Raw genomic sequence first — 25,517 nt, 5'->3', positions numbered from 1 at the left:
GCGGCTACAGCTTGGTGACCGGGGAGTACCGCAGGAGGAGCCGCTTGACCTGCCCCCCGCCGAAGTCGATCTTCGCGACGGCGGACGAGCCGGCGCCCTCGAGGCCGACGACCGTCCCGAGGCCGTAGGTGTCGTGGGTGACCTTGTCGCCGACGTCCAGGCCCAGCCCCTCACCGGCCGGGCGCGGCGCGGCGGCGGAGGTCTTCTCGCCCGTGGTGGTGGCCGTGTCCTTCACGCCCAGCTTCCCGGTGCGCACCGGGCCGCTGCGGGCCCCGGACGCACCGCGGACGTCGCGGTCCCGCCCGCCGGGGCCGGCGCCGCGACCGCCGTAGGCGCCGGACCCGTAGGACCGGGACCCGTACCCGCCCGACCCGAAGCCGCCCGAGCCCCCGCGCCCCTGACGCAGGACGTCCATGGACGACTCCGCGCGGCGCCAGTCCAGCAGCTCGGACGGGATGTCGTCGAGGAAGCGGGAGGCGGGCAGCTCCTGCGGCATGCCCCAGGCGGTGCGCACGGCGGCGCGCGAGACGTACAGCCGCTCGCGGGCGCGGGTGAGCGCCACGTAGGCGAGCCGGCGTTCCTCGGAGAGCTCGTCGGTCTCGGTCAGGGACCGCTGGTGGGGGAAGGTGCCGTCCTCCATGCCGGTGACGAAGACGACCGGGAACTCCAGCCCCTTGGCGGTGTGCACGGTCATCAGGGTGACCTGGCCCTGGTCGACGCCGTCGGAGTCGGGGATCTGGTCGGCGTCCGCGACGAGGGACACCCGCTCGAGGAAGTCCCCGAGCCCGCCCTCGGGGTCCAGCTCGGAGAACTCGGCGGCGACGGCGTGCAGCTCCGCGAGGTTCTCGACCCGGGTGGCGTCCTGCGGGTCCTCGCTGGCGCGCAGCTCCGCGAGGTACCCGGAGCGGTCGAGCGCGGCGTCCAGGACCTCCGCGGGGGTGGCGCCCGAGGCCTCGAGGTCACGCAGCCCGGTGAGCAGCTCGTGGAAGCTGCGCACCTGGGTGCGGGCGCGAGTGGCCAGCCCGATGACCTCCGGCACGGTGTCGCGCTCGTCCCCCTCGGCGGCGGCGTGGGCGATCGCCTCCCCGAAGGAGACCCGCTCACGCTCGGCGTGCGCCGCCAGCATGGCCTCGGCACGGTCGCCGAGGCCGCGCTTGGGCACGTTGAGGATGCGTCGGAGGTTGACGGCGTCGTCGGGGTTGGCGACGGCGCGCAGGTAGGCGACGGCGTCCTTGATCTCCTTGCGCTCGTAGAAGCGCGTGCCGCCGACCACCTTGTACGGGATGCCGGTGCGCACCAGCACCTCCTCCAGCGCACGGGACTGGGCGTTGGTGCGGTAGAAGACCGCGACGTCGCCCGGCCGCACGCCGTGCTCGTCGCCGAGCCGGTCGATCTCCTCGGCGATGAACCGGGCCTCCTCGTGCTCGGAGTCCGCGACGTAGCCCACGATGCTCGGCCCGTCGCCCGCCTCGGTCCACAGGTTCTTGGCGCGGCGGTCGGGGTTCTGGGAGATCACCGCGTTGGCGGCGGTAAGGATGTTCTGGGTGGAGCGGTAGTTCTGCTCGAGCAGGATGGTCGTCGCCTGCGGGTAGTCCTCCTCGAACTCGAGGATGTTGCGGATGGTCGCACCGCGGAAGGCGTAGATCGACTGGTCCGCGTCGCCGACCACGGTCAGCTGCGCCGGCGGCAGGCCGCGCGGGTCTCCGTCGGCGCGTCCGTCGTCGTCCCTGTCCACGCCGGCGAGCTCGCGCACGAGGACGTACTGGGCGTGGTTGGTGTCCTGGTACTCGTCGACCAGCACGTGCCGGAACCTGCGCCGGTAGTGCTCCGCGACGGCGGGGAAGGCCTGGAGCAGGTTCACCGTCGTCATGATGAGGTCGTCGAAGTCCAGCGCGTGCGCCTGCCGCAGCCGCTGGTTGTAGAGGCTGTAGGCCTGCGCGAGCGCGGAGTCGAAGGGGTTCGACTCGCTCACCGAGCGCGCGTACTCCTCCGGGTCGATCAGCTCGTTCTTCAGGTCCGAGACCTTGCGGGAGAACGTCTTGGGCGGGTATCGCTTGGGGTCGAGATCGAGCTGGCGGCAGACCAGGGTCATGAGCCGCTGGGAGTCCGCGGCGTCGTAGATGGAGAAGCTCGAGCGCAGGCCGAGCACCTCGTGCTCCCGGCGGAGGATGCGCACGCACGCCGAGTGGAAGGTGGAGACCCACATCCGGCCCGCTGCGGGCCCCACCAGGTCGCTCACCCGCTCGCGCATCTCGGCCGCGGCCTTGTTGGTGAACGTGATCGCGATGACCTCCCCCGGCCGGGCCTGCCCGGTGGCGAGGAGGTAGGCGATGCGGTGGGTCAGGACGCGCGTCTTGCCCGAGCCGGCGCCGGCCACGATGAGCAGGGGCCCGCCCGAGTGGACGACAGCGGCCCGCTGCTGCGGGTTGAGCCCCTCCAGGAGGGCGGCCGGGTCACCGCCGAGACGTGGTCCGTCGCCGTAGCCGGCGGCATCGCCCTCACCGGCCCCGCGACCGGCAGCCCCACCACGGCTGGCAGCCCCACCACCGCTGGCCGTCCCGCGGCCAGCGGCGCGGCGGCGCGCCCGCTCGACCGGGTCGTCGGCGGGGGCCGTCTCGGCGGGCGCGGGTTGGCCGGCTGTGTCGTCGTCCCGGGGCGGGACGGCGGCGGGCAGCGGCGGGAGTCCTGCGCCGGCGAGACCGGGCAGCGGCAGGTTGTCGAACAGGGAAATCATTGTGCAGCCATGCTAGGCGCCCGCACCCACACCGGTGGCCCCCACCCACAGTGGCGCCCGACTCAGGTGCCGAGCCCGGTGGATCAGTCAGGGGGTGGCGAAGAGCCCGGCCACCCACGCCCCCGTGGCGACGAGCGCCCCGGCCAGCTCGATGAGGATGGTCAGCCCGGTGGCCTTGATGGCGGCCAGGGTGGCACGCCACGCGCCGCGGTGGTCGCGGTGGCGCCCGATCTCGGAGAGGTACACGCCGAGGACGAAGCCGATCGGCAGCCCGACGACGGGAATGACGAAGAACCCGACGACACCGAGCACCGCCCCGAGGAGCAGCGTCCGGTTGGGCACGCCGGCGCTCTTGAGGTAGCGGCCCGCGTAGAGGTACTTCGCGACCCCGGCGACGGCGACCGCGAGGACGCCGACGACGGCCACGGCCCAGCCGATCGTGCCGCCCGTGACGACGCCCCAGACGGCCACGGCGGCGGCGACGATGATGCTGCCGGGGTAGATCTGGATGACGGCGCCGACGAGTCCGACGACGATGACGAGCCCGACGATCAGCTCAGCGATGGGGTCCACGGTGCCTCATCCTGCCGTGCCGGCCGGCGCGCTGCCGCTCAGCGCCACAGGACGGCGACGGCGATGTTGAGCACCGTCAGGCCGGCGAGCCCGCCGAGGAAGCCCCGCGTCACCCTCTCCTGGTTCTTGTCGCCCCAGAAGGCCATCGCGGTGATGACGAGGGCGACGACGAGCTTGACGGCGATCTTGATGTTGTTGACGTCGCCGCCGCTCATCTCGGCCAGGCCCACCAGGAGGATGCCCGCCACGAGCGCCGTCAGCGCACCGTGCGTCACGCCCTTGGCGATGCGCGGCTCGCGCATCGAGGTGAGGGCGCCGCCGAGCACGATGGCCCAGCCGATCATGTGGATGACGAGAAAGATGCCCGACAGGATGTCCATGCTGGTCAGCGTACGGATCGGTGGCGCGGCGTCGGAAACCGGGAACCCGTGGCGGGCCTCACAGCGGCAGCTGCGTCAGAGCAGCCGCCGCGCGGCCGCCCACCGGGTGAGCTCGTGGCGGGAGGACAGCTGGAGCTTGCGCAGCACCGCCGAGACGTGCGTCTCGACGGTCTTGATCGAGATGAACAGCTCGGAGGCCACCTCCTTGTAGGTGTACCCGCGGGCGATCAGGCGCATGACCTCCCGCTCGCGCGCCGTGAGGCGGTCGAGCTCGTCGTCTCGGACGGCGACGTCGGCGGCCGCGGTGCCGAACGCGTCGAGCACAAAGCCGGCCAGGCGCGGGGAGAACGCCGCGTCCCCCGCGGCGACGCGCCGGATGGAGTCGGCCAGGTCGTCGGCGCCGATGGCCTTGGTCACGTAGCCGCGCGCCCCGGCCCGGATCACGGCGACGACATCCTCGCTGGAGTCGGAGACGGACAGGGCGAGGAACTTCGTCGTGGCGAGGCTGTCGGCGCAGGCGGCCACCACCTCGGCCCCTCCCCCACCCGCGCCGCCGGGAAGGTGGACGTCGAGCAGCACGACGTCGGGCTGGAGGGCGTGCACGGCAGCCACGGCCCCCTCGACGTCCTCCGCCTCCCCCACCACGACGACGTCGGCCGCGTGCTTGGTCAGCTCCGCCCGCACGCCGGTGCGGACGAGAGCGTGGTCGTCGACGAGGAGGACCCGGATCTGCTGGTCGTTCACTGCTGCCCCTTCCGTGGCATGACGAGATGGACCTCGGTGCCGCCGGCGCGTGAGCGCACGGTGGCGCGCCCGCCGTGGCGGTCCATCCGCCCGATGATGGACTGTCGCACACCGTGGCGGTCCGCGGGCACGGCGTCGACCTCGAACCCGTCCCCACGGTCGCGCACGAAGACCTCGGTCTGCTCCGGGGTGACCTCGACGTACAGGCTCACGGGCGGGCGGCCGTGGACGACGGCGTTCGACAGGGCCTCGCGGGCGGCGGCGGTCAGCGCCCCGGTGCCGGCGTCCGGCTCGGCGTCCCCGGCCGTGACGACGTCGATCGCCACGCCGTGGAGGTCCTCCACCTCGGCGGCCACCTGCCGCACGGCGTCGGCCGTGGACGTGCCGGGCGCGGGCCGGTCGGTGTAGAGCCACTCCCGCAGCTCCCGCTCCTGGGCCCGCGCCAGCCGTGCGACCTCCTCGTTGTCGCCGGCCCGGGACCGGATCATGGAGAGCGTCTGGAGCACGGAGTCGTGCAGGTGGGCGGCGATGTCGGCGCGCTCGGACTCCCGGGCGCGCGCCACGCGCTCGGCCCCGAGCTCACGGACCAGGCGCAGCCCGAGCGGGGCGAGGACGACGGCGACCCCCGCTACCACCGCCAGCCCCGCGAAGGTGGCCTGGATCAGCTCGAGCGGCGACCGGCCCGGCCCGATGAGCAGGAGCGCGCCGACCACCGCGAGCGCCACTCCCACCCCGACCCGCAGGACGACCCTGCTGCGGCTCACCGGGGTGGCGCCGTCGTCCTTGGAGACGGCGGCGAGCTCGCCCCAGGCGAGCGCCGCGCCGGCCGCGACGAAGAGCGCCGGCACCAACCACGAGGCCGGCAGGGCGACGTCCGTGCGCACGAGGAGCAGGACCCCGGCGGCCAGCAGCAGCACCACCGCGATGGTCACGTCGCGCGCCGTGGCGGACAGCTGGCCGAGGCGCAGGCGGGGGGCGAGGCGGCTCAGGCCCGCCGGGCGCACCGCCTCCAGGGGGTCGCCTGCGGGCACGGTGACCAGCAACCAGAGATAGAGGAGCGCCCCGGCGCCCGCCCCGAGGGAGGTCAGGACGAAGGTGAGCCGGACCCAGTGCACCGGCACGCCCAGGTGCGCGGCCAGGCCCGTGCACACGCCGGCGATCCACCGGCCCTCCCGGGGGCGGCGCAGCGGGAGCCGGCGTCCGACGCCGGGCACGGCAGGTGCACTCACGGGCTCATCGTCACACGTCCGCTGCCCGTCCCACGGGCGGCGGACCATTCTCCAGGGTTTCTCGAGGGGAAGGTCAGGGTTCGACCAGGGTCGTCCCCGATGGTGGTGAGGGACCCCGGAGGGGTTGGCTTGTTCCATGACCACCAACGACAGCTCGCCCGAGCCGGGACGCCCCGACCGGACGCCCGGCGACCGTCCTCACGACGGCGGACCGGCCCCCTTCGGCCCGCAGGGCGGTCCCGCGCCATCCGGCCCGCAGGGCGGCCCCGCCTACACCGGACCGCTCGGCGGCCCGCCCCCGCAGCCGCCGCCCGCCTGGGTCGGCCAGCCGCGGCAGGAGAGCACCGCGGGATTCTTCGACTCGCTGCGCCGCACGGGGATCTGGCGCGGGCAGGACCGCTGGATCGGCGGGGTTGCCGCCGGCATCGCCCGCCGCCTCGACGTCGACCCGCTCCTCGTGCGCGGGATCCTCGTCGTGATGAGCTTCTTCGGGGGCCTCGGCCTGCTGCTGTACGGCCTCGGCTGGGCGCTCCTGCCCGAGGAGTCCGACGGCCGGATCCACCTCCAGGAGGCGCTGCGCGGCAACGTCGACGCGGCCCTGGCCGGCGCCGTCGCCTTCGCCGTGATCGGCATCTCCCGTCCCGGCACCTGGTGGGGCGGCTGGGACTACCGCGGAGGCGGCTGGTTCCTCTTCGGCCTGGCGGTGGTCGCGGTCGTGCTCATCGTCGTCGCGGCGTTCTCCCGGCGTGGCTCGGGGCGTCCCCCGGCCGCGCCGCCCGGAGCCGAGCCCGGTCCCGGGCCGCAGGGGTGGACCGCTCCGCCGCCGCCCGCCGCGCCTGCGGCCTGGACCGAGGCGCGCAGCGACGCCGAACCCACCACCGCCTACGGCCGCGCGGCCTACGGCGACCCGGCCCCGGCGCCGCAGCGCCCCGGCGCCGCACCCGCCACGGGGTACGCCCCGGCCTATCAGGCGACGGCCCACCAGGCACCGGCGTACCAGGCACCGGCGTACCAGGCACCGTCGGGTTACGACCCCACGGCGTACCCGGCCACGGCGGCGTACCAGGGTGCACCGGCACCCGCGCCGTACCCGACCCAGCCCCTGCCCCCGGTTCCGCCGCGACCGCGGACGCCCGGGCCCGGCTCCGCCGTCGTCGCGGTGGTGCTGGCGCTGTGCCTCCTCACCACGGCGGCACTGCTGATGTGGGACCTGACGGACCCGCAGGGCTGGCTCCTCCCAGTCACCATCGGCGGCTCGATCCTGCTCCTGCTCGGGCTCGGCGTGATGGTCTCCGCCCTGCGCGGCCGTCGCGGCGGCGCCCTGGCGATCCTCGGCGTGCTGCTCGCGCTGGTCGTGGTGCCGGCGACGCTCGCGTCCACGGTCGCGCCGTTCCACGAGGGTCTGAGCACCGGCGCCGGGTTCGGCGACCGCAGCTTCACCCCCGCCACGGCGGGGTCGGCGGCGGCCGGCTACCAGCTGGTGGCGGGCGACCTCGACGTCGACCTCAGCGAGGTGGACCTCTCCGGTGGGCCGGTGACCGTCCCGCTGGAGCTCGGTGCCGGCGATCTCAGCCTCGTCGTCCCCGCGGACGCCGCGGTCCGGATCGAGGCCGAGCTCGGGGCCGGCCGGATCGAGGGCAGAACCCAGGCCGGGTGGTCCGGGCCGATGTCCTCCAGCCCGTCCGACTCGTCCGGCCCGGTCGTCTGGGCCGACGGGAACGCGATCGACGCCACCTTCCTCTCGCCCGCCGCCCAGGAGGACGACGCCGAGCTGGTCGTCCAGATCCGTGCGGGTGCCGGCAACATCCACATCGAGGAGCAACAATGAACGACAAGCGCGACGACCTTCCCGGCGACGGCGAACCACGTCCCGAGATCGTGAACTCAGGCAGCGACACGGAGATCCTCCGTACCCACGGCGACACGGACGTGCTCCCCGCCCACGGCGACACGGACGTGCTCCCCGCCCACGGCGACACGGACGTGCTCCCCGCCCACGGCGACACCAGCGTGCTCCCCGCGGCCGGCGGCACGACGTCGCCGGCCGAGCAGCCGGTGCCGGCAGGCACGTCGCCTGCCGGTGAGCCGCGTGCTGCCTCGCCCGCCGAGCCGGGCCCCTGGTCCTCGGGGGCCTCGACGCCCGACGGCCCGGCGCCGGCTCCGTCGCCAGGGCCGGTGTGGTCCGCCAGCCCCGGGGCCGAGCGCGAGCCGCAGGCATGGTCCGCCAGCCCCGGGGCGGAGCGCGAGCCGCAGCCGTGGTCCGCGGCTCCCGGGGAGAGCGAGCCGCAGGCCTGGTCGGCCTCGTCCGGGCCCCGACCGTGGTCCTCGACCGCCGAGGCGCCGGTGTGGTCCGCCGCCACGGCCACGCCTCCCACGGCCGCCCCGCGCGGCGTGCGGACGGGCACGCTGATTCTCGGGCTGGTCCTGGCGCTGGCCGGGTTCGGTGCGCTGGTCACCGGGCTCGGGTACCAGCTCGACCTGCAGCTCTCGGTGATCGTCGTGCTGGTGGTCGCGGCCGTGGCGCTGCTCCTGGTGCCCCTGCTGCAGCGGGGCCGGCGTGACCGCGACGACGAGTCCGTCTCCTGACCCGCACGCGAAGGAGCCCCGCCACCAGAAGGTGGCGGGGCTCCCGTGCATCGGGGTGAGGGTCAGACCCGGGCAGGCACCTCGCCGCGGACCGGGGCTCCGGCGACGGCGGGAGCGGCCTTGGCGAGGGAGTTGAAGGCGGCACCGAAGATCAGGAGCAGGGCGCCGAGACCGACGACCAGGGCGGCGACGCCGTAGGCGACGACCGAGGTGAACAGCGAGGCGCGGAGGAACGAGGCGTTCATGACGGTCGTGCGCTGGCCCTGCAGCTCCTCGGCCAGGGCGGTGTCGCCGGCCTCCTCGGCGGCGCGGACCTCGGCGCCGAGCTCGGCGTAGGTCTTGCCCTCGGTCGCGCTCAGCGCGTGCTCGTTGATGATCTGCGCCTGGGCGAAGGCGGAGAACGGGCCGTTGACCTCGTCACCCGGGAGCATCGAGGAGTCCTCGGCCACGGTGATGTTCTGCTCCGTGAGGTTGGAGGTGATCAGCGCCCAGGTGACGGCGCCGGCGACGATGAAGACGATCCCGGCGATGATGGAGAGAAGGCCCGCGAGCTTGGCGGTGCTGTTCTTCATGGCAGATGCCCTTCAGGACTAGGTGCCGGGTGCACCGGCGCGCTTTCCGGTTCGGGTGTTTTGCCCGATCCGTTCTGACACGAGAAACACTATTAGGGACATATCGCCCCGCGACGAGCCGAAGGTCCTAGACGCCGCCCGTGTCTCCGGTCGCAGTGGTGACGTCCGTCTCAGGCCAGGGCGCGCGCGCGGTCGTAGAGCCGCCGCGCGGCGGCCAGCACGTCAGGCCAGCCCGCCGACGGCGGGACGCCCCTGTTGTGGGTGAGGATCCGGCGGAGCAGCTCGCCGTCCTCGGCGAGCCGGACGAGCGCCTCGGTGAGGGCGGCGTCGGCGGCGTCGTCGTCCAGACCGGCGGACCGGTCCGGGGTGAGCAGCCCGTCCACGCCGTCGACGACGAACTCGCTGATCCCGGTCCCCCGCCCCGCCACCACGGCGAGCCCGGCGGCGCGAGCCTCCAGGGCCGCGATCCCGAACGCCTCGAGCCGCGACGGCGAGAGGAACACGTGGGCACCGGCGTAGTGCCGGGTGAGCTCCTCGCGCGGGACCTTCCCGTGGAGAGTGACGAGGTCGCCGACGCCTCGCCGGGCGGCCTCGGCACGTGCCACCGGCCCGGCGGGGCCGCCGCCGAAGACGTCGAGCCGGATCCCCGGCGCACCCGTGCGGCGGAGCCGGCCGTGCGCCGCGGCGACGACGCGCACCAGCGGCACCGCCCGCTTGCGCGGGGCGAGACGCTGCGTCGCGACCACCCGCAGGGGTCCCGACGGCGGTAGATCGTCCGGCAGGCCGGCCCCGGCCGGCGCCCACCTCGCGAGGTCCAGCCCGTTCGGGACGACGAGCACGTCCGCGGCCGGCCGGCCCAGCGCGGCCGCGACCCGGTCGGCGGCGACGCGGGAGACCGCGGAGAGCGCCGCCGGGGCGGTGTCCCACCCGGTCACCCGTGCCCCCAGCCGGAGGGCGGGCACGATCCCGTCGAGCATGCAGTGCCACGTGATCGCGAGCGGCAGGCCCGTGCGCCGGGCGGCCGAGGCGCCCGCGAAGGCGAACGGCGAGACCACCCCGGCGTGCACATGGACGACGTCCGGGCGCAGCTCCCTGAGCGCCCGGGGCACCAGCACGTCCTCGAGCGGGTGGAAGGGCGCCCCGAACGTCGCCCGGGACGCGAACCGGTGCACGCGCACGCCGTCGACGAGCGAGCTCCCGCTCCGGCCGCCGCCCGGCAGGGCGGGGTCCGCCGTCGCCGTCAGGACGTGGACGTCGAACCCTTCCGCGGCCTGGTGGGCGGCGAGGTCGCGCACCTGCGTCTCGATGCCGCCGACCCGGGGCGGGAAGCAGTCGGAGACGTGGACGACGCGCAGGGGGCGGTCGCCTCCCTGCGCCGCGGGACTCACTCCCACTCGATGGTGCCCGGCGGCTTGGAGGTGACGTCGAGGACCACCCGGTTGACCTCCGGGACCGTGTTGGTGATGCGGTTGGAGATCGTCGCGAGCACCTCGTAGGGCAGGCGCGACCAGTCCGCGGTCATCGCGTCCTCCGAGGAGACCGGGCGCAGCACGATCGGGTGACCGTAGGTCCGGCCGTCGCCCTGCACCCCCACCGAGCGGACGTCGGCCAGCAGCACCACGGGGCACTGCCAGATGTCACGGTCCAGCCCGGCCTTCGTCAGCTCCTCACGGGCGACGGCGTCGGCGGCGCGCAGCACCTCGAGGCGCTCGGCGGTGACCTCGCCGATGATCCGGATGCCCAGGCCCGGGCCGGGGAACGGCTGGCGCCAGACGATGGCCTCCGGGACGCCGAGCTCCAGGCCGACCGCCCGGACCTCGTCCTTGAACAGGGTCCGCAGCGGCTCGATCAGCTCGAACTGCAGGTCGTCGGGCAGGCCGCCCACGTTGTGGTGGCTCTTGATGTTCGCCGCACCCTCGCCGCCGCCGGACTCCACGACGTCGGGGTAGAGGGTGCCCTGCACGAGGTACTTCACCTCGCCCTCGCCGTCGCCGGACTCCGCGACGATCTCCCGGGCGGCCTTCTCGAACGCGCGGATGAACTCCCGGCCGATGATCTTGCGCTTGGTCTCAGGGTCGGTCACGCCCTTGAGGGCGTCGAGGAAGGTCTGCGAGGCGTCGACGACCTTGAGGTTGACGCCCGTGGCGGCCACGAAGTCCTGCTCGACCTGCTCCGCCTCGCCCGCGCGCAGCAGGCCGTGGTCGACGAAGACGCACGTCAGCTGGTCGCCGACGGCCTTCTGCACGAGCGCCGCGGCGACGGAGGAGTCGACGCCGCCGGACAGGCCGCAGATGACGCGGTCGGAGCCGACCGTGGCGCGGATGGCCTCGACCTGCTCGGCGATGACGTTCCCGGGGGTCCACTCGGGGGCCAGCCCCGCGCCGTCGTAGAGGAAACGCTCGAGGGCCTCCTGCCCGAGCACGGAGTGCTTGACCTCCGGGTGCCACTGCATGCCGTAGAGGTGGCGTCGCCGGTCCTCGAAGGCCGCGACGGGCGAGCCGTCGGAGGTGGCGAGCACGTCGAACCCCTCGGGGGCCTCCTGCACGGAGTCGCCGTGGCTCATCCACACCGTCTGCTGCGTGGGCGAGCCGGCGAGGAGCTCGCCGTCGTCCTCGACCTTGACGACCGTCCCGCCGTACTCCCGGGTGCCGGTCCTCGCCACCTTCCCGCCGAGCGCGCGGGCCATGGACTGGAACCCGTAGCAGATGCCGAGCACCGGGACGCCGGCCTCGAAGAGCGTGGGGTCGGTGGCCGGGGCGCCCTCCTCGTACACGGAGGACGGGCCGCCGGAGAGGATGATCGCCGCCGGGTCCTTGGCGAGGATGTCCTGCACGGGCATGGTGTGCGGGACGATCTCGGAGTAGACGCTGGCCTCACGCACGCGCCGGGCGATGAGCTGGGCGTACTGGGCGCCGTAGTCGACCACGAGGACGGGCCGGGGCGCGGCCGGGGACGTCGTCCCCGGGGCGGTCTGCGGTGCGGTCTCGGTGGGCGCCGGTGACGGCTGCTCGGGGGTGCTCACGCCCGCCAGGATAGACGGCGGTCGGCTCAGCGCGTGCGGGCGGCCACCCGTCGGAGGACCGCCGGCAGGTCCGCGTCGAACCAGCCCTGCGCCCGCCGCTCCATCACGAAGGAGAGCAGCGGGACGACGCCGCCGGCGACGAGGACGACCACGCGCCCGAAGCCCCAACGCATGGTGGACCACAGGTTGAAGACCGTGACCGCGTAGATGACGTAGATCCAGCCGTGCACGATCGCGATCCAGGTGCCGAGCACCGGCTGGCCGCCGTTGAACCCGTACTTGAGGATCATCTCCAGGCACAGCAGGAGCAGCATGCCGCCGGTGACGAACGCCATCACCTTGTAGCTGCGGAACGCGCTGCGCGCCTTCCGCTCCCGCTCGGCGACGGCGGAGGTGGCGGGGGCGGGTGCGGGGGTCGGCTGCTCGGTGCTCATGGATTCCTCTCGAATGGCTGCGTCCCCAGTCTCTCAGGTTGTGAGCGAGCGCCCGCTCCCGCCCCCGCTCCTGTCGCCGGCCCTGCTGCGCACGCCGCGCCCGTGAGGACCGACATGTGCGCTGGGGACCGCAGTCTGACCGTGGGTCCTCGGCCCGAAGGGCCGTCCTCACGACTGCGGCGGGCACGGCGGACCCCGGCGACCCGGCTGACCGACGACGCCGGCCGTCCCGAGGGTGGGCGGCGCTCGAGCGAGCGGTAATTCGGTCGCCGGGCGCCGTCACGGCCGCGTAGCCTGCACCTTCGTGCTCGACGTCCCCTCCGGCCATCCCGGTCACCCCCCGCTCACCCGCCCGGTGACCTTCCTGGGGTGGCTGGCCCGGCGCGAGGCGGGCGTGCTCCTCCTCGCCGTCGTCCTCGCCGTCGTCGAGTCCGTGGCCCTCGCGGCCGTGCCCTACCTCCTCGGGACGGCCCTCGACGAGGGCCTCGCCGACGGGCTCTCCCCCGCCCTGCTGCGCACGTGCGGGCTGCTCGTCCTGGTCGGGCTGGTGGGCGCCGGCGCCTCCGCCCTCGGCCACATCGGGGAGATCGGCGCGTGGCTGCACGGGGCCTTCCGCACCTCCCGCCTCGTCGGGCACCACGTCACCCGCACCGGCGACGCCATCTCCGACGAGCTGCCCACGGGTGAGGTCGTCTCCACCGTCGCGTCGGACGCCTTCCACATCGGCAACATGATGGAGGTCTTCCCGCGCTTCGTCGGCTCGGTCGTCGCCTACGTCGTCGTCGCGGTGGTGGTGCTCCAGCAGTCCGTGCCCCTCGGGCTGGCGATCCTGGTCGGCCTGCCGGTGACGACGACGGTGCTCGCCCTCCTGGTCCGGCCCCTGCACGCCCGCCAGGCCGTGCACCGCGAGGCCTCGGGCCGGCTCACGACCCTCGGCTCGGACACCGTCTCCGGCCTGCGTGTGCTGCGCGGCATCGGCGGCGAGGACGTCTTCGCCGCCCGCTACGCCGAGCAGTCCCAGCGGGTGCGCGCCGCCGGCGTCGGCGTCGCGAGCACCTCGGCGGTCCTGCAGGCCCTCCAGGTGCTCCTGCCCGGGCTGTTCGTCGCGGGCGTCGTCTGGTTCGGCGCCCACCTGGCGCTGCGCGGGGAGATCACCGCCGGGCAGCTCGTCGCGTTCTACGGCTACACCGCCTTTCTCGCCGAGCCGCTGCGCGCGGCCACGCAGTTCGTGCAGATGTTCACCCGTGCGCGCGTGGGGGCCCGGAAGGTCATCGCCGTGCTCAAGGTGCAGCCGGCGGCCGGGACCGTCGCCGAGTCCGAGGCGGCCGACGCTGCGGGGACGGCCGACGCGGCCTCCGCGGCCGACTCGACCGGCGCCGCGGCTGACCCGGCCGGCGCGGGCACCGACCGCACCGGCGGCAGGTCCGCGCGGGGCGCCGGGGCCCGGGCCGCCGGCGACCTGGTCGACCTCACCACCGGCGTGCGCATCAGGCCGGGACGCACGACGGCGATCGTGTCCTCCCGGCCCGAGCACTCCGCCGCCCTGGCCACCCGCCTGGGCCGCTTCGACGACGCCGACGGCGCCGTGACCCTGGACGGCACCGCGCTGACCGACCTCCCGCTCGCCGAGGTCCGCGAGCGCGTGGTCGTCGCCGGGGCGACGCCGCAGCTCTTCACCGGGCGGCTGCGCGAGGAGCTCGACGTGCGCGACCGGGGCGACGAGGGCGCCCTCTACCGCGCCCTCGAGGTCGCCGACGCCCACGACGTGCTCTCCTCGATGCCCGACGGCCTCGACGGCGAGATCACCGAGAAGGGCCGCTCGCTCTCCGGCGGCCAGCGCCAGCGGGTGGCGCTGGCGCGCGCCCTGCTCACCGAGGCCGAGGTCCTCGTCCTCGTCGAGCCGACCAGCGCCGTCGACGCCCACACCGAGGCGCGGATCGCCGCCCGCCTGGTGGACCACCGGGCCGGCCGGACCACCGTCGTCGTCACGGCCTCCCCCCTCGTCCTCGAGCACGCCGACGAGGTCGTCCTGCTCGACGGCGGACGCGAGCGTGCCCGTGGGACGCACCGGGACCTCCTGGCCCGCGCGGTCGCGGGCGACCCCGACGCCGCCGCCTACCGCCTCGTCGTCACCCGCGAGGCCGCGGCCGCAGACGAGCCCGCCGCGGCCGCGCGGGCACACGGAAAGGACGCCTGATGCTGCTCCCCGTCGCGGACGCCCGGACGGTCCGCCGGCACGCGGGCGCCCTGCTGCTCCGCTACCGCGGCCGGCTCTCGCGGGTGGTGGCCGTCCAGGCCCTGGCCGCGCTGGCCGCCCTCGCGCTGCCCTGGCTGCTCGGCGACCTGGTCGACGCCGTCGCGGCCGGGACGACGGCGTCGTTCGTGAACCGCACGGGCCTGACCCTCGTGGCGGTGGTGCTCGCCCAGACGCTGCTCACCCGCTTCGCCCACCGGGACGCGATGATCCTGGGCGAGGAGGTCTTCGCCCGGCTGCGCGAGGACTTCCTGGCCACCGTGACGCACCTGCCGCTCTCGACCGTCGAGCGCGCGGGCACCGGCGACCTGCTGGGCCGCACCACCAACGACGTCGACCGCGTCCAGTGGATGGTGCGCTTCGGCGTCCCGCGGGTGCTCGTGACGAGCGCGACCATCCTGCTCACCGTCGTCGCGGCCTTCCTGGCCTCCCCGGTGGTGGCGCTGTCGCTGCTCGTCGGCGCGCCGATCATCGTCCTGGCCGTGCGGCGGTACCTCCGGATCGCCACCCCGATGTACCTGCGCAACTCCGAGGCGTACGCGCGGCTCAACGGCGTGCTCACCGAGTCGGTCGAGCACGCCGCCACGGTCGACGCCCTCGGCCTGGGCGCGCGGCGCCGGGCCCGCACCGACCGGGCCGTGGCCGAGGCGTGGCGGACGGAGGTCGTCACGCTGCGCATGCGCGTGAGCCTGTTCCTCTGGCTCGGCATCTCCTTCATGCTGCCGGTGGCCGCCGCGCTGGTCTGGGGCGCCTGGCTCGTGCAGCAGGGCGCCGCGACCCTCGGTGCGGTGACGACCATCGCCCTGTACGCCATGCAGGTGCGCCCGTACGTCTCCGAGCTGCTGTTCTGGGTGGACGAGCTGCAGGTGGCGCTGGCGAGCCTGTCCCGCATCTTCGGCGTCGGTCTCGTCGAGCCCGACCGCGCGCCCACCGGCGCACGGCCGGCCGACGAGCACGTGGAGGCGCAGAAGGTGCGCTACGCCTACCGCACGGGCACCGACGTCCTGCACGACGTCGACCTCGACCTGGTCCCGGGCGAGCGGCTCGCCGTGGTCGGGCCCTCCGGGGCCGGCAAGTCCACGCTCGGCCGCATGCTGGCCGGCATCCACCCGCCCACGGGCGGGTCGGTGACCGTGGGCGAGGTGCCGCTGGTGGACCTGCCCGAGGAGGACCTGCGCTCCCACGTGGCGCTGGTGACGCAGGAGCATCACGTGTTCGTCGGCACGCTCGCGGACAACCTGCGCCTGGCGCGGGCGGACGCCACGGCCGCGGACATGCGCCAGGCGCTGGCCGCCGTGGACGCGCTGGACTGGGTCGACCGGCTGGCGGACGGGCTGGGCACCGAGGTGGGCTCCGGCGGCCTCGAGCTCACGCCCGCGCAGGCGCAGCAGGTGGCCCTCGCCCGCCTGGTGCTCCTCGACCCGCACACGCTGGTGCTGGACGAGGCCACCTCGCTGCTCGACCCGCGCGCGGCCCGCCATCTCGAGCGCTCGCTGTCCGCGGTGCTCGAGGGCCGCACCGTGGTGGCGATCGCGCACCGCCTGCACACCGCGCACGACGCCGACCGGGTCGCCGTGGTCGAGGACGGGCGCATCGTCGAGCTGGGGCCGCACGAGGAGCTGGTGGCCTCCGGCGGCGAGTACGCCGCGCTGTGGCACTCCTGGCAGCAGGAGTAGCGGCAGCAGGAGCTTCTGGCAGCTACCGCGTGCGCCGCGAGCCACGCGTGCTTTCGTGCCGCGTTCGCTCGTCGTGCCGCGTGCGCTCGTCGTGCCGCGTGCGCTCGTCGTGCCGCGTGCGCTCGTCGTGCCGCGTGCGCTCGTCGTGCCGCGTGCGCTCGTCGTGCCGCGTGCGCTCGTCGTGCCGCGTGCACCGGCGTGTGCGCGAGGCCTGCTCGTCGAGTGTGACATCCTCCACCTCATACCTGAGGCGCAAGGTGGAAGATGTCGCACTCGGCGGCCTCGCAGACGGATCCCGTCGCGCTCGACGGGTTGGTTACCGCTGGCGCACCCATGGGCGCCGGACAGGGGCTGATCATCGCGGATGGCGCGGAGGCGCGGATGGCGCGGAGGCGCGGAGGCGCGGAGGCGCGGACTATGGCGCAGCGGGCGCCGCGAGGGTGAACGCGCCGATCAGAGGATGCCGGCGTCCTCGCGGCGGTGCCGGACCTCGTCGCGGACCATGCGGACCCACAGGGCGATCGCGAAACCGCCGAAGATGACCCACTCGACCGCGTAGGCCAGGTTCTGGATGTTCAGCCCCGTGTCCTCCGCCATCCCCGGCGGCGGGGCGTGGTGCAGCCCCGTGGGCGAGACGTCGGAGCGGCCCTGGGCCGTCGTCGTGAACTCCACGAGGTACCCGCTCCAGGTGGGCCCACCCCACAGGCTGGCGAGCTCGGCGGAGCTGATCGTCTCGACGACGCCGTCGGGCAGGTTCCCGCCGCGGCCCACCTCGGAGTCCTTGAGGTAGCCGGTCACGGTCACCTCGCCCGCGGGCACGGCAAGGAGCGCGGCGGCGTCGTCGTCGGCCGGGGCGGCGGACCCGCCCGCGGTGGTGACGTCCGCGGGGTCGACCCAGCCGCGCAGCACGGGCATCATCGCGCCGGCGTAGGCGCCCTCGGTGACCCGCAGGGCGGTGACGACGAGAACGGCGTCCTCCCCGTCGACGGCCCGGCCGGTGACGTAGACCTGCTGGTCCGGCTCGTACCGGCCGGTGACCTCGACGGGCACGGCGAGATGCTCGGCCCGGAAGGACGTCTGCGGGGCGAGGACGTCCTCGATCGGCACGACGCCGCGCGCCAGGACCGCGGCGTGCGCCTCCTCGGCCGCCGTGGCACCCCGGAGGCTCGCCCGGTCGAGCTGCCACGCGCCGAGGCGGACGCAGACGAGGGCGGCGGCGAGCAGGAGGACGAACAGCCCGATCATCCTGGGGGTGAGGGCGACGCGGCGGTAGTCGCGGAACGTGCCCTCCGCCGGCGGCGGGCCGTCGTCGGGCCCGAGGTCGTTGCGCGGAACATCGTCCGGGGTGAGGTCCGGAAGGCCGTCCTGCGGGAGGCCGTCCTGCGGGAGGCCGTCCTGCGGGAGGCCGTCCCCCGGGAGCTCGTCGCGCCGAAGGCCCTCCGGCGCAGGCGCGTCGGCCGGACGGGCGCCGCGGGGACCGCCGGACGGGACCTCGGCCCCGGCGGGGTCCGACCGGAGTGTGCGGCGTGGGTCCACGGTCCCAGGTTACGTGCCGCGGCCCGTGCTCAGGTCCTTGTGCCGTTCGGCACAGGGCCGCCCTCCGTCACCGCGCCGGGACTGCCCGCCCACGCACGAACGGGACAAATGGAGGAGACTGAACGACGTCGGAATGCAGGCCTCGACCCGGCCGGTCCCGGCGCGTCGGGCTGGAAGCCCGTGCGCCTGGGATGTGCCTGTCGGAGACGATCAACGGAGGAGATCCCGCATGACCACCACGTCCCCAGCCCCGACGGCATGGCGCACGCGCGCCGACGCCGCACCGCACGAGCTCGACGACGCCACGCTGGAGCAGGTGGACGCCTGGTGGCGGGCCGCGAACTACCTGTCCGTCGGCCAGATCTACCTGCTGGACAACCCGTTGCTGCGCCGGCCGCTGAGCCGTGACGACGTCAAGCCGCGCCTGCTCGGTCACTGGGGCACCACGCCCGGCCTGAACTTCCTCTACGCCCACATGAACCGCGCCATCAACGAGCGCGACCTCTCGGCCATGTACATCACGGGCCCCGGCCACGGCGGGCCCGGCCTGGTGGCGAACACGTACCTCGAGGGCACCTACACCGAGACCTACCCCCACATCACCCAGGACGAGGAAGGTCTGCGCCGGCTGTTCAAGCAGTTCTCCTTCCCCGGCGGCATCCCCTCCCACGTCGCGCCCGAGACGCCCGGCTCGATCCACGAGGGCGGCGAGCTCGGCTACGCCCTCTCGCACGCCTACGGCGCCGCCTTCGACAACCCCGACCTGCTCGTCCTCGCCGTCGTCGGCGACGGCGAGGCGGAGACCGGCCCCCTGGCCACCTCCTGGCACTCGAACAAGTTCGTCAACCCCGCGAAGGACGGCGTGGTCCTCCCGGTCCTGCACCTCAACGGGTACAAGATCGCCAACCCCACCGTGCTCGCCCGCATCCCGGAGGAGGAGCTCGCGGACCTCATGCGCGGCTACGGCCACAAGCCGCACTTCTTCACCGGCGGGTTCGAGGGGGACGACCCGGCCGACTTCCACCGCCGGTTCGCGGAGCTGCTCGACGTCGTCCTCGACGAGATCGCCGAGATCAAGGCCCGCGCCGCCGAGACGCCCGAGGACGAGATGGAGCGGCCGCTGTGGCCGATGATCGTCTTCAAGTCCCCCAAGGGCTGGAGCGGCCCGGCGGAGATCGACGGCAAGCGCAGCACCGACTCCTGGCGCGCGCACCAGGTGCCGCTCGCCAGCGCCCGCGACACCGACGAGCACCTGCACGACCTCGAGGCGTGGCTGAAGTCCTACCGCGCGGACGAGCTCTTCGACGAGAACGGCCGCCTCCTGCCCGAGATCGCCTCGCTGGCCCCGACCGGGCACCTGCGCATGAGCGCGAACCCGCACACCAACGGCGGCCTCCTGCTGCGTGACCTGCAGCTGCCCGACTGGCGCGACTTCGCCGTCGACGTCCAGACGCCCGGCGGGCCGATGACCGAGGCCACCCGGATCCTGGGCAAGTACCTGCGCGAGGTGGTCCGGCTCAACCCGGAGAACTTCCGGATCTTCGGGCCGGACGAGACTGCTTCCAACCGCCTGCAGGACGTCTACGACGTCACCGACAAGCAGTGGAACGCCGGCTACCTGCCGACCGACTCCGACGACCACCTCGCCCGGGCCGGCCGGGTCATGGAGGTGCTCAGCGAGCACCAGTGCCAGGGGTGGCTGGAGGGCTACCTGCTCACCGGCCGCCACGGTCTGATGAGCTCCTACGAGGCGTTCATCCACATCGTCGACTCGATGTTCAACCAGCACGCCAAGTGGCTCAAGGTCACCAACCACATCCCGTGGCGCCAGCCGATCGCGTCGCTGAACTACCTGCTGTCCTCGCACGTGTGGCGCCAGGACCACAACGGCTTCTCCCACCAGGACCCCGGCTTCATCGACCACGTGGTCAACAAGAAGGCCGACATCATCCGGGTCTACCTGCCGCCGGACACGAACACCCTGCTGTCCACGTACGACCACGTGCTGCGCTCCAAGCAGTACGTCAACGTCGTCGTGGCCGGGAAGCAGCCCGCGCCGGACTTCCTGAGCGTGGACGACGCGATCAAGCACTGCGCCCGCGGCCTGGGGATCTGGGACTGGGCCGGCTCCGAGGTCGAGGGCGAGGACCCCGACGTCGTCCTCGCCTGCGCCGGCGACGTGCCGACCCTGGAAGCGCTGGCCGCCGCGGACCTGCTGCGCCAGAACGTCCCCGACCTCAAGGTCCGCTTCGTCAACGTCGTGGACCTCATGCGCCTGCAGGACGAGAAGGAGCACCCGCACGGGCTCTCCGACCGCGGCTTCGACAACATCTTCACCGCGGACAAGCCGATCATCTTCGCGTACCACGGCTACCCGTGGCTCATCCACCGCCTCACGTACCGGCGCAACGGGCACGGCAACCTCCACGTGCGCGGGTTCAAGGAGGAGGGCACGACCACGACGCCGTTCGACATGGTCATGCGCAACGACCTCGACCGCTACCACCTGGTCATGGACGTCATCGACCGCGTCCCGGGCCTGGGGTCGAAGTACGGGCCGCTCAAGCAGCGCATGATCGACGCCCGCCTCGAGGCGCGGATGTACGCGTACGACAACGGCACCGACATCCCCGCCGTCGCCGACTGGGTGTGGCCCGACGTCGGCGAGACCGGCACCGAGCAGGGCGGCCCGAACGCCACCCTGTTCACCGGTGGTGACAACGAGTAGCCGCACCCGCCGGAGCAGCGGTCCCGGTGCCGGGCGTCAGAGCGCCCGGCACCGGGACCACCACTGCCGGGCGTCGACGACGCCGTAGAAATCGAACCCGCCGGCCCGGCCGGCGCACGAGGAGAGAGGGACCCAGCGCGTGGCCCGCAGCATCTACATCGCCTCCGCCGAGGGGCACACCGGGAAGTCGGCCGTCGGGCTGGGGCTCGTCGACCTCTTCGCCAGGCGCGTGGAGAAGGTGGGCGTCTTCCGCCCCGTCACCCGCAGCCGCAGCGAGCGGGACACCGTCGTGGAGCTCCTGCTCGGGCACGGCGGCGTCGCCGTCGGCTACGAGGACGCCCTCGGCGTCACCTACGACGAGGTCCACGCCAACCAGGAGGAGGCGCTGAGCCGGATCGTCGAGGCGTACCGGCCGGTCGAGCGGGACAACGAGGTCGTCATCGTCGTCGGCTCCGACTACACCGACGTCGCGACCCCCGCCGAGCTGGCGTTCAACGCCCGCGTGGCCGCCAACCTCGGCGCGCCCGTCCTCCTCGTGGTCTCCGCGCTCGGGCGCAGCGCCGACGAGGTGGCCCAGGTCGCCGAGCTCGCCATCGCCGAGATCGCCCAGGAGCACGCCACCACGGTCGGGGTGCTCGCCAACCGGTGCGACCCGGACCAGCTCGACGCCGTGCGCGAGCGGCTCGCGCGCGAGGGGCTGCCTGCCTGGGCGCTGCCCGAGGTCCCGCTGCTCTCCGCCCCCGTGGTGCGCGACCTGATGACGGCGCTCGGCGGCGAGCTCGTGCTCGGCGACGAGTCGCTCCTGGACCGCGAGGCCGAGCACATGCTCGTCTCCGGCATGAACACCGAGCACATCCTCGAGCGGCTGCGCGAGGGCCAGCTGTGCGTGGCGGCCAGCGACCGGCCCGAGGTCCTCATCACCCTCGTGGCGGCGCACGCCTCGGACAACTTCCCCTCCCTCGCCGGCATCGTCCTCAACGGCGGCTACAAGCCGTCGGACCAGGTGGTGAAGATGGTCGAGGGCCTCGGCCAGCGCCTTCCGGTGATCGCCACCCCGCACGACACCTACGAGTCCGCCTCCATCGTGGCCTCCACGCGGGGCGTGGTCTCCCGCGGGACGCAGCGCAAGCGCGACATCGCCCTGGGGCTGTTCGAGCAGCACGTCGACCCCGAGCAGGTCCTGCACCTTCTGGACGTCCCGCCCAGCGCCGTCGTCACGCCGCTGATGTTCGAGTCCCGCCTGCTCGAGCGGGCCCGCGCCGCCCGCAAGCACATCGTCCTGCCCGAGGGCGACGACGACCGCATCCTGCGTGCGGCGTCCACCCTGCTCTCGCGCAACGTGGCGGACCTGACCCTGCTGGGCAGCGAGCCGCAGGTGCGGGCCCGCGCCGCCGAGCTGGGCCTGAACATCGAGGGGGCCGCCGTCGTCGACCCCGCCACGTCGGAGCTCCTCGAGCCCTTCGCCCAGGAGTACACCCGGCTGCGGGCCCACAAGGGAATGACGGTGGACCGCGCCCGGGAGATCATCCGGGACGTCTCCTACTTCGGCACGATGATGGTCCACACGGGCACCGCCGACGGGATGGTCTCGGGGGCGAACCACACCACCGCGCACACCATCCGGCCCTCGTTCGAGATCATCCGGACCCGGCCGGGCACGTCGATCGTCTCCTCGGTCTTCCTCATGTGCCTCGAGGACCGCGTGCTCGTCTACGGGGACTGCGCGGTCAACCCCGACCCGACGGCGGAGCAGCTCGCCGACATCGCGATCTCCTCCGCGGAGACCGCGGTGCAGTTCGGGATCGAGCCGCGCGTCGCCATGCTGTCCTACTCCACCGGCCAGTCCGGCTCGGGGGCCGAGGTGGACAAGGTGCGCACCGCGACCGCCCTGGTGCGCGAGCGGCGCCCCGACCTGTTCGTCGAGGGGCCCATCCAGTACGACGCCGCCGTGGACGCCTCGGTGGCCGCGACCAAGCTGCCAGAGTCCGACGTCGCCGGCCGGGCGACGGTCTTTATCTTCCCCGACCTCAACACCGGCAACAACACCTACAAGGCCGTCCAGCGCTCGGCCGGCGCGATCGCGATCGGCCCGGTGCTGCAGGGCCTGAACAAGCCGGTCAACGACCTCTCGCGCGGCGCGCTGGTGCAGGACATCGTCAACACCGTCGCGATCACCGCCGTCCAGGCCGAGGCGGACGCCGCCGCGGCGTCCGGCGGCGCGCCGGCCCCCGGCACGACCACCGGCACCGCCGGGCGCCCCGCCGAGGGCAAGACCGCGCAGGCCGCCGTCGCCGCCAACCTCAAGGAGAACAACGCATGAGCTCGACCGTCCTCGTCATCAACTCCGGCTCGTCGTCGATCAAGTACCAGCTGATCGACCCGGCCTCCGGCAGCTCGCTCGCCTCCGGCCTGGTCGAGCGGATCGGCGAGCCGGCGGGGCACGTCGAGCACCGCACCGACGGGCGGGTGACCGAGCAGAACGACCCGGTTCCCGACCACGCCGACGGCATGCGCACGGTGCTGGACCTCTTCGAGAAGGTCGGACCGGCGCTCGGGGACGCCAACGTCGTGGCCGTCGGCCACCGGGTCGTGCAGGGCGGGAAGTACTACGACGGCCCGGTGCTGATCGACGACGAGGTGGTCGGCCTCATCGACCGCCTCTCCCCCCTCGCGCCGCTGCACAACCCGCCGAACCTCACCGGCATCCGGGTGGCGCGCGAGCTGCTGCCGGACGTCCCGCACGTCGCCGTCTTCGACACCGCGTTCTTCCGGAACCTGCCCGAGGCCGCGGCGACCTACGCGCTCGACCGCGAGGTGGCCGAGCAGTACAACGTGCGCCGCTACGGCGCGCACGGAACCTCTCACCAGTACGTCGCGCTGAAGGCCGCCTCGATGGTGGGCCGCCCCTCCGCCGAGCTGCGCCAGGTGGTGCTGCACCTGGGAAACGGCGCCTCCGCCTCCGCCGTCTACGGCGGGCGGGCGGTCGACACCTCGATGGGCCTGACGCCTCTGGAGGGGCTGGTCATGGGCACCCGGACCGGCGACATCGACCCGGCGGTCGTCTTCCACCTCGCGCGCAACGCCGGCATGAGCATCGACGAGATCGACGACCTGCTCAACAAGCGGTCCGGCCTGAAGGGGCTGGCGGGGTACAACGACATGCGCGAGATCCACCGTCTCGCCGGGGACGGGGACGCCGCCGCCGCGCTGGCGCTGGAGGTCTACGCGCACCGGCTGCGCAAGTACATCGGCGCCTATGCCGCCGTCATGGGCGGGATCGACGTGCTGAGCTTCACCGCGGGCGTCGGCGAGAACGACCCCGAGGTCCGGGCGAGCGCCGTGGCGGGGCTGGAGTTTCTCGGCGTGGAGATCGACGCCGGGCGCAACGAGGCCCGCAGCAAGGAGTCGCGCTTCATCTCGCCCGACGGCGCCCGCGTGGCCGTGCTGGTCGTCCCGACCAACGAGGAGCTCGCCATCGCCCGCCAGGCGGTCTCCCTGCTCTGACCCTCCGGCACGACGACGGCGCCCCTCTCACGAGAGGGGCGCCGTCGTCGTCGGGGCGCTTCGGCCGGCCGCCTCTCAGGCGGCGGCGGGGCGGCTCAGGCCTGCTTCGGCGCCGTCATCGACCGCACGTCGAGGGCGGCGTCGAGCTGCTCGGGGGTGACCTCCCCGCGCTCGACGTAGCCGAGGTCCTCGACGGCGGCCCGCACCGTGATGCCCTTGGCGACCGAGTGCTTGGCGATCTTCGCCGCCGCCTCGTAGCCGATGATGCGGTTCAGGGGGGTGACGATGGACGGCGAGGACTCCGCGAGCTCCAGGCAACGCTCCTCGTCGGCGACCAGCCCGTCGACCGTCTTGGTGGCGAGCACGCGCGAGACGTTGCCCACCAGCGTGATCGACTCGAGCAGGTTGCGGGCCATGACCGGCAGCATGACGAGCAGGTCGAAGTTGCCCTGCGCGCCGGCGAAGGCGATCGCAGCGTCGTTCCCGATGACCTGGGCGGCGACCATGACCGTGGCCTCGGGGACGACCGGGTTGACCTTGCCGGGCATGATCGAGGAGCCGGGCTGGAGGTCGGGCAGCTGCAGCTCGCCGATGCCGGTGCGCGGGCCGGAGCCCATCCAGCGCAGGTCGTTGGCAATCTTGGTCAGCGAGACGGCGATGGTGCGCAGCGCGCCGGAGGTCTCCACGAGGGAGTCCTGGGCGGCCTGGGCCTCGAAGTGGTTGCGCGCCTCCACCAGCGGCAGGCCGGTGTGCTCGGCGATCAGCTCGATGACCCGCTGGGAGAACCCGACCGGGGTGTTGATGCCGGTGCCGACGGCGGTGCCGCCCAGCGGCAGCTCGGCGAGCCGCGGCAGGGTGGCGTTCACGCGGTCGATCCCGTAGCGGATCTGGGTGGCGTACCCGGAGAACTCCTGGCCGAGGGTGATCGGCGTGGCGTCCATGAGGTGCGTGCGCCCGGACTTGACGACGTCCTTCCATTGCTCGGCCTTGCGCTCGAGCGAGGTGGCCAGCACCTCGAGGCCCGGGATCAGCTCCTCGACGACCGCCTGGACCGCCGCGATGTGGATCGAGGACGGGAAGACGTCGTTGGAGGACTGCGACGCGTTGACGTGGTCGTTGGGGTGGACGGGGCGCCCCAGCCGGGTGGAGGCGAGGTTCGCGACCACCTCGTTGGTGTTCATGTTCGACGACGTGCCCGAGCCGGTCTGGAAGACGTCGATCGGGAACTGCGCGTCGTGCCTGCCCGCGATGACCTCCTCGGCGGCGCCGACGATGGCGTCAGCGACGTCCTTCTCCAGCACGCCGAGCTCGGCGTTGGCGATCGCGGCGGCGCGCTTGACCTGCCCGAGCGCGGCGATGTGGTGAGAGGAGAGACCGCGCCCGGAGATCGGGAAGTTCTCCACGGCACGCTGCGTCTGCGCGGAGTAGAGGGCGTCGCGCGGGACGCGCACCTCGCCCATCGTGTCGTGCTCGATGCGGAAGTCCTCCGCGGTGCCGGGCTGCTGCTGGCTCACTGCTGATCCATGCCTCTCGTTCGCGTTACCG

At 73.8% G+C, this 25,517-nt stretch carries 19 protein-coding genes; 7 read left to right on the top strand and 12 right to left on the bottom strand.

Annotation, left to right across the window (positions count from 1 at the left end; genetic code table 11):
* Positions 1–4 precede the first annotated feature (4 nt).
* The 5 genes from ABD774_RS10620 to ABD774_RS10600 form a co-directional block, all read right to left on the bottom strand.
* The gene (locus ABD774_RS10620; protein ID WP_345040776.1) at positions 5–2,734 is read right to left on the bottom strand and encodes a UvrD-helicase domain-containing protein; all 2,730 of its coding nucleotides are present in this window, start codon (positions 2,732–2,734) and stop codon (positions 5–7) included.
* Between the two features lie 87 nt (positions 2,735–2,821).
* Positions 2,822–3,307 (bottom strand): DUF456 domain-containing protein, encoded by a 486-nt coding sequence (locus ABD774_RS10615; RefSeq protein ID WP_345040774.1) that lies wholly within the window; start codon positions 3,305–3,307, stop codon positions 2,822–2,824.
* 38 nt (positions 3,308–3,345) lie between these two features.
* A complete protein-coding gene (locus tag ABD774_RS10610) occupies positions 3,346–3,687 on the bottom strand; it encodes a hypothetical protein (protein WP_345040772.1) in 342 nt (113 codons plus the stop codon).
* Between the two features lie 75 nt (positions 3,688–3,762).
* A complete protein-coding gene (locus ABD774_RS10605; protein ID WP_345040770.1) occupies positions 3,763–4,431 on the bottom strand; it encodes a LuxR C-terminal-related transcriptional regulator in 669 nt (222 codons plus the stop codon).
* Entirely contained in the window at positions 4,428–5,660 is a 1,233-nt protein-coding gene (locus tag ABD774_RS10600; RefSeq protein ID WP_345040768.1) for an ATP-binding protein, read from the bottom strand. Before ABD774_RS10600 ends, ABD774_RS10605 begins: the two co-directional genes overlap by 4 nt.
* A gap of 136 nt (positions 5,661–5,796) precedes the next feature.
* Between ABD774_RS10600 and ABD774_RS10595 the strand changes: the two genes are divergently transcribed.
* Complete coding sequence (locus ABD774_RS10595) at positions 5,797–7,488, top strand: PspC domain-containing protein (protein WP_345040766.1); 1,692 nt, start codon at positions 5,797–5,799, stop codon at positions 7,486–7,488.
* Entirely contained in the window at positions 7,485–8,246 is a 762-nt protein-coding gene (locus ABD774_RS10590; RefSeq protein WP_345040764.1) for a hypothetical protein, read from the top strand. Before ABD774_RS10595 ends, ABD774_RS10590 begins: the two co-directional genes overlap by 4 nt.
* Positions 8,247–8,308: 62 nt before the next feature.
* Here the strand turns inward: ABD774_RS10590 and ABD774_RS10585 are convergent, their stop codons facing one another.
* The 4 genes from ABD774_RS10585 to ABD774_RS10570 form a co-directional block, all read right to left on the bottom strand.
* Entirely contained in the window at positions 8,309–8,818 is a 510-nt protein-coding gene (locus tag ABD774_RS10585; RefSeq protein WP_345040762.1) for an aromatic ring-opening dioxygenase LigA, read from the bottom strand.
* A gap of 170 nt (positions 8,819–8,988) precedes the next feature.
* Positions 8,989–10,206 carry a glycosyltransferase family 4 protein gene (locus tag ABD774_RS10580; protein WP_345040759.1) on the bottom strand — a complete coding sequence of 406 codons (1,218 nt, stop codon included), beginning with the start codon at positions 10,204–10,206 and terminating at the stop codon, positions 8,989–8,991.
* The gene (gene guaA / locus ABD774_RS10575; protein WP_486327296.1) at positions 10,203–11,840 is read right to left on the bottom strand and encodes a glutamine-hydrolyzing GMP synthase; all 1,638 of its coding nucleotides are present in this window, start codon (positions 11,838–11,840) and stop codon (positions 10,203–10,205) included. The genes ABD774_RS10580 and guaA overlap by 4 nt, the downstream gene beginning before the upstream one ends.
* A gap of 26 nt (positions 11,841–11,866) precedes the next feature.
* Positions 11,867–12,274, bottom strand: coding sequence for a DUF3817 domain-containing protein (locus ABD774_RS10570; RefSeq protein ID WP_345040757.1), 408 nt, complete (start codon positions 12,272–12,274; stop codon positions 11,867–11,869).
* Between the two features lie 304 nt (positions 12,275–12,578).
* Here ABD774_RS10570 and ABD774_RS10565 point away from each other — a divergent pair, with 304 nt between their 5' ends.
* Both ABD774_RS10565 and ABD774_RS10560 read left to right on the top strand, forming a co-directional pair.
* Positions 12,579–14,471: an ABC transporter transmembrane domain-containing protein gene (locus ABD774_RS10565; protein ID WP_345040755.1), complete on the top strand. Its 1,893-nt coding sequence runs from the start codon at positions 12,579–12,581 to the stop codon at positions 14,469–14,471.
* Positions 14,471–16,204, top strand: a complete 1,734-nt coding sequence (locus ABD774_RS10560; RefSeq protein ID WP_345040753.1) for an ABC transporter ATP-binding protein — start codon at positions 14,471–14,473, stop codon at positions 16,202–16,204. Before ABD774_RS10565 ends, ABD774_RS10560 begins: the two co-directional genes overlap by 1 nt.
* 22 nt (positions 16,205–16,226) lie before the next feature.
* Here ABD774_RS10560 and ABD774_RS10555 read toward each other — a convergent pair whose 3' ends face one another.
* On the bottom strand, positions 16,227–16,442 hold the full coding sequence (locus ABD774_RS10555; protein ID WP_345040750.1) for a hypothetical protein: 216 nt from the start codon (positions 16,440–16,442) through the stop codon (positions 16,227–16,229).
* Between the two features lie 215 nt (positions 16,443–16,657).
* Complete coding sequence (locus ABD774_RS10550; RefSeq protein ID WP_345040748.1) at positions 16,658–17,740, bottom strand: SURF1 family protein; 1,083 nt, start codon at positions 17,738–17,740, stop codon at positions 16,658–16,660.
* 229 nt (positions 17,741–17,969) lie between these two features.
* On the opposite strand from ABD774_RS10550, the gene ABD774_RS10545 reads away from it, so the two are divergent.
* The 3 genes from ABD774_RS10545 to ABD774_RS10535 all read left to right on the top strand — a co-directional run bounded on the left by ABD774_RS10545 (position 17,970) and on the right by ABD774_RS10535 (position 23,972).
* Positions 17,970–20,468 (top strand): phosphoketolase family protein, encoded by a 2,499-nt coding sequence (locus ABD774_RS10545; protein WP_345040746.1) that lies wholly within the window; start codon positions 17,970–17,972, stop codon positions 20,466–20,468.
* A gap of 139 nt (positions 20,469–20,607) precedes the next feature.
* Positions 20,608–22,788: a phosphate acetyltransferase gene (gene pta / locus ABD774_RS10540; protein WP_345040744.1), complete on the top strand. Its 2,181-nt coding sequence runs from the start codon at positions 20,608–20,610 to the stop codon at positions 22,786–22,788.
* The gene (locus tag ABD774_RS10535) at positions 22,785–23,972 is read left to right on the top strand and encodes an acetate/propionate family kinase (protein WP_345040741.1); all 1,188 of its coding nucleotides are present in this window, start codon (positions 22,785–22,787) and stop codon (positions 23,970–23,972) included. The genes pta and ABD774_RS10535 overlap by 4 nt, the downstream gene beginning before the upstream one ends.
* Positions 23,973–24,067: 95 nt before the next feature.
* On the opposite strand, the gene ABD774_RS10530 is transcribed toward ABD774_RS10535, so the two are convergent.
* The gene (locus tag ABD774_RS10530) at positions 24,068–25,486 is read right to left on the bottom strand and encodes a class II fumarate hydratase (RefSeq protein ID WP_345040739.1); all 1,419 of its coding nucleotides are present in this window, start codon (positions 25,484–25,486) and stop codon (positions 24,068–24,070) included.
* Positions 25,487–25,517: the final 31 nt, after the last annotated feature.

Origin of the sequence: Georgenia daeguensis (assembly GCF_039537705.1) — a bacterium.
Lineage (GTDB): Bacteria > Actinomycetota > Actinomycetes > Actinomycetales > Actinomycetaceae > Georgenia > Georgenia daeguensis.
This window is presented reverse-complemented; position numbering and strand designations above follow the sequence as displayed.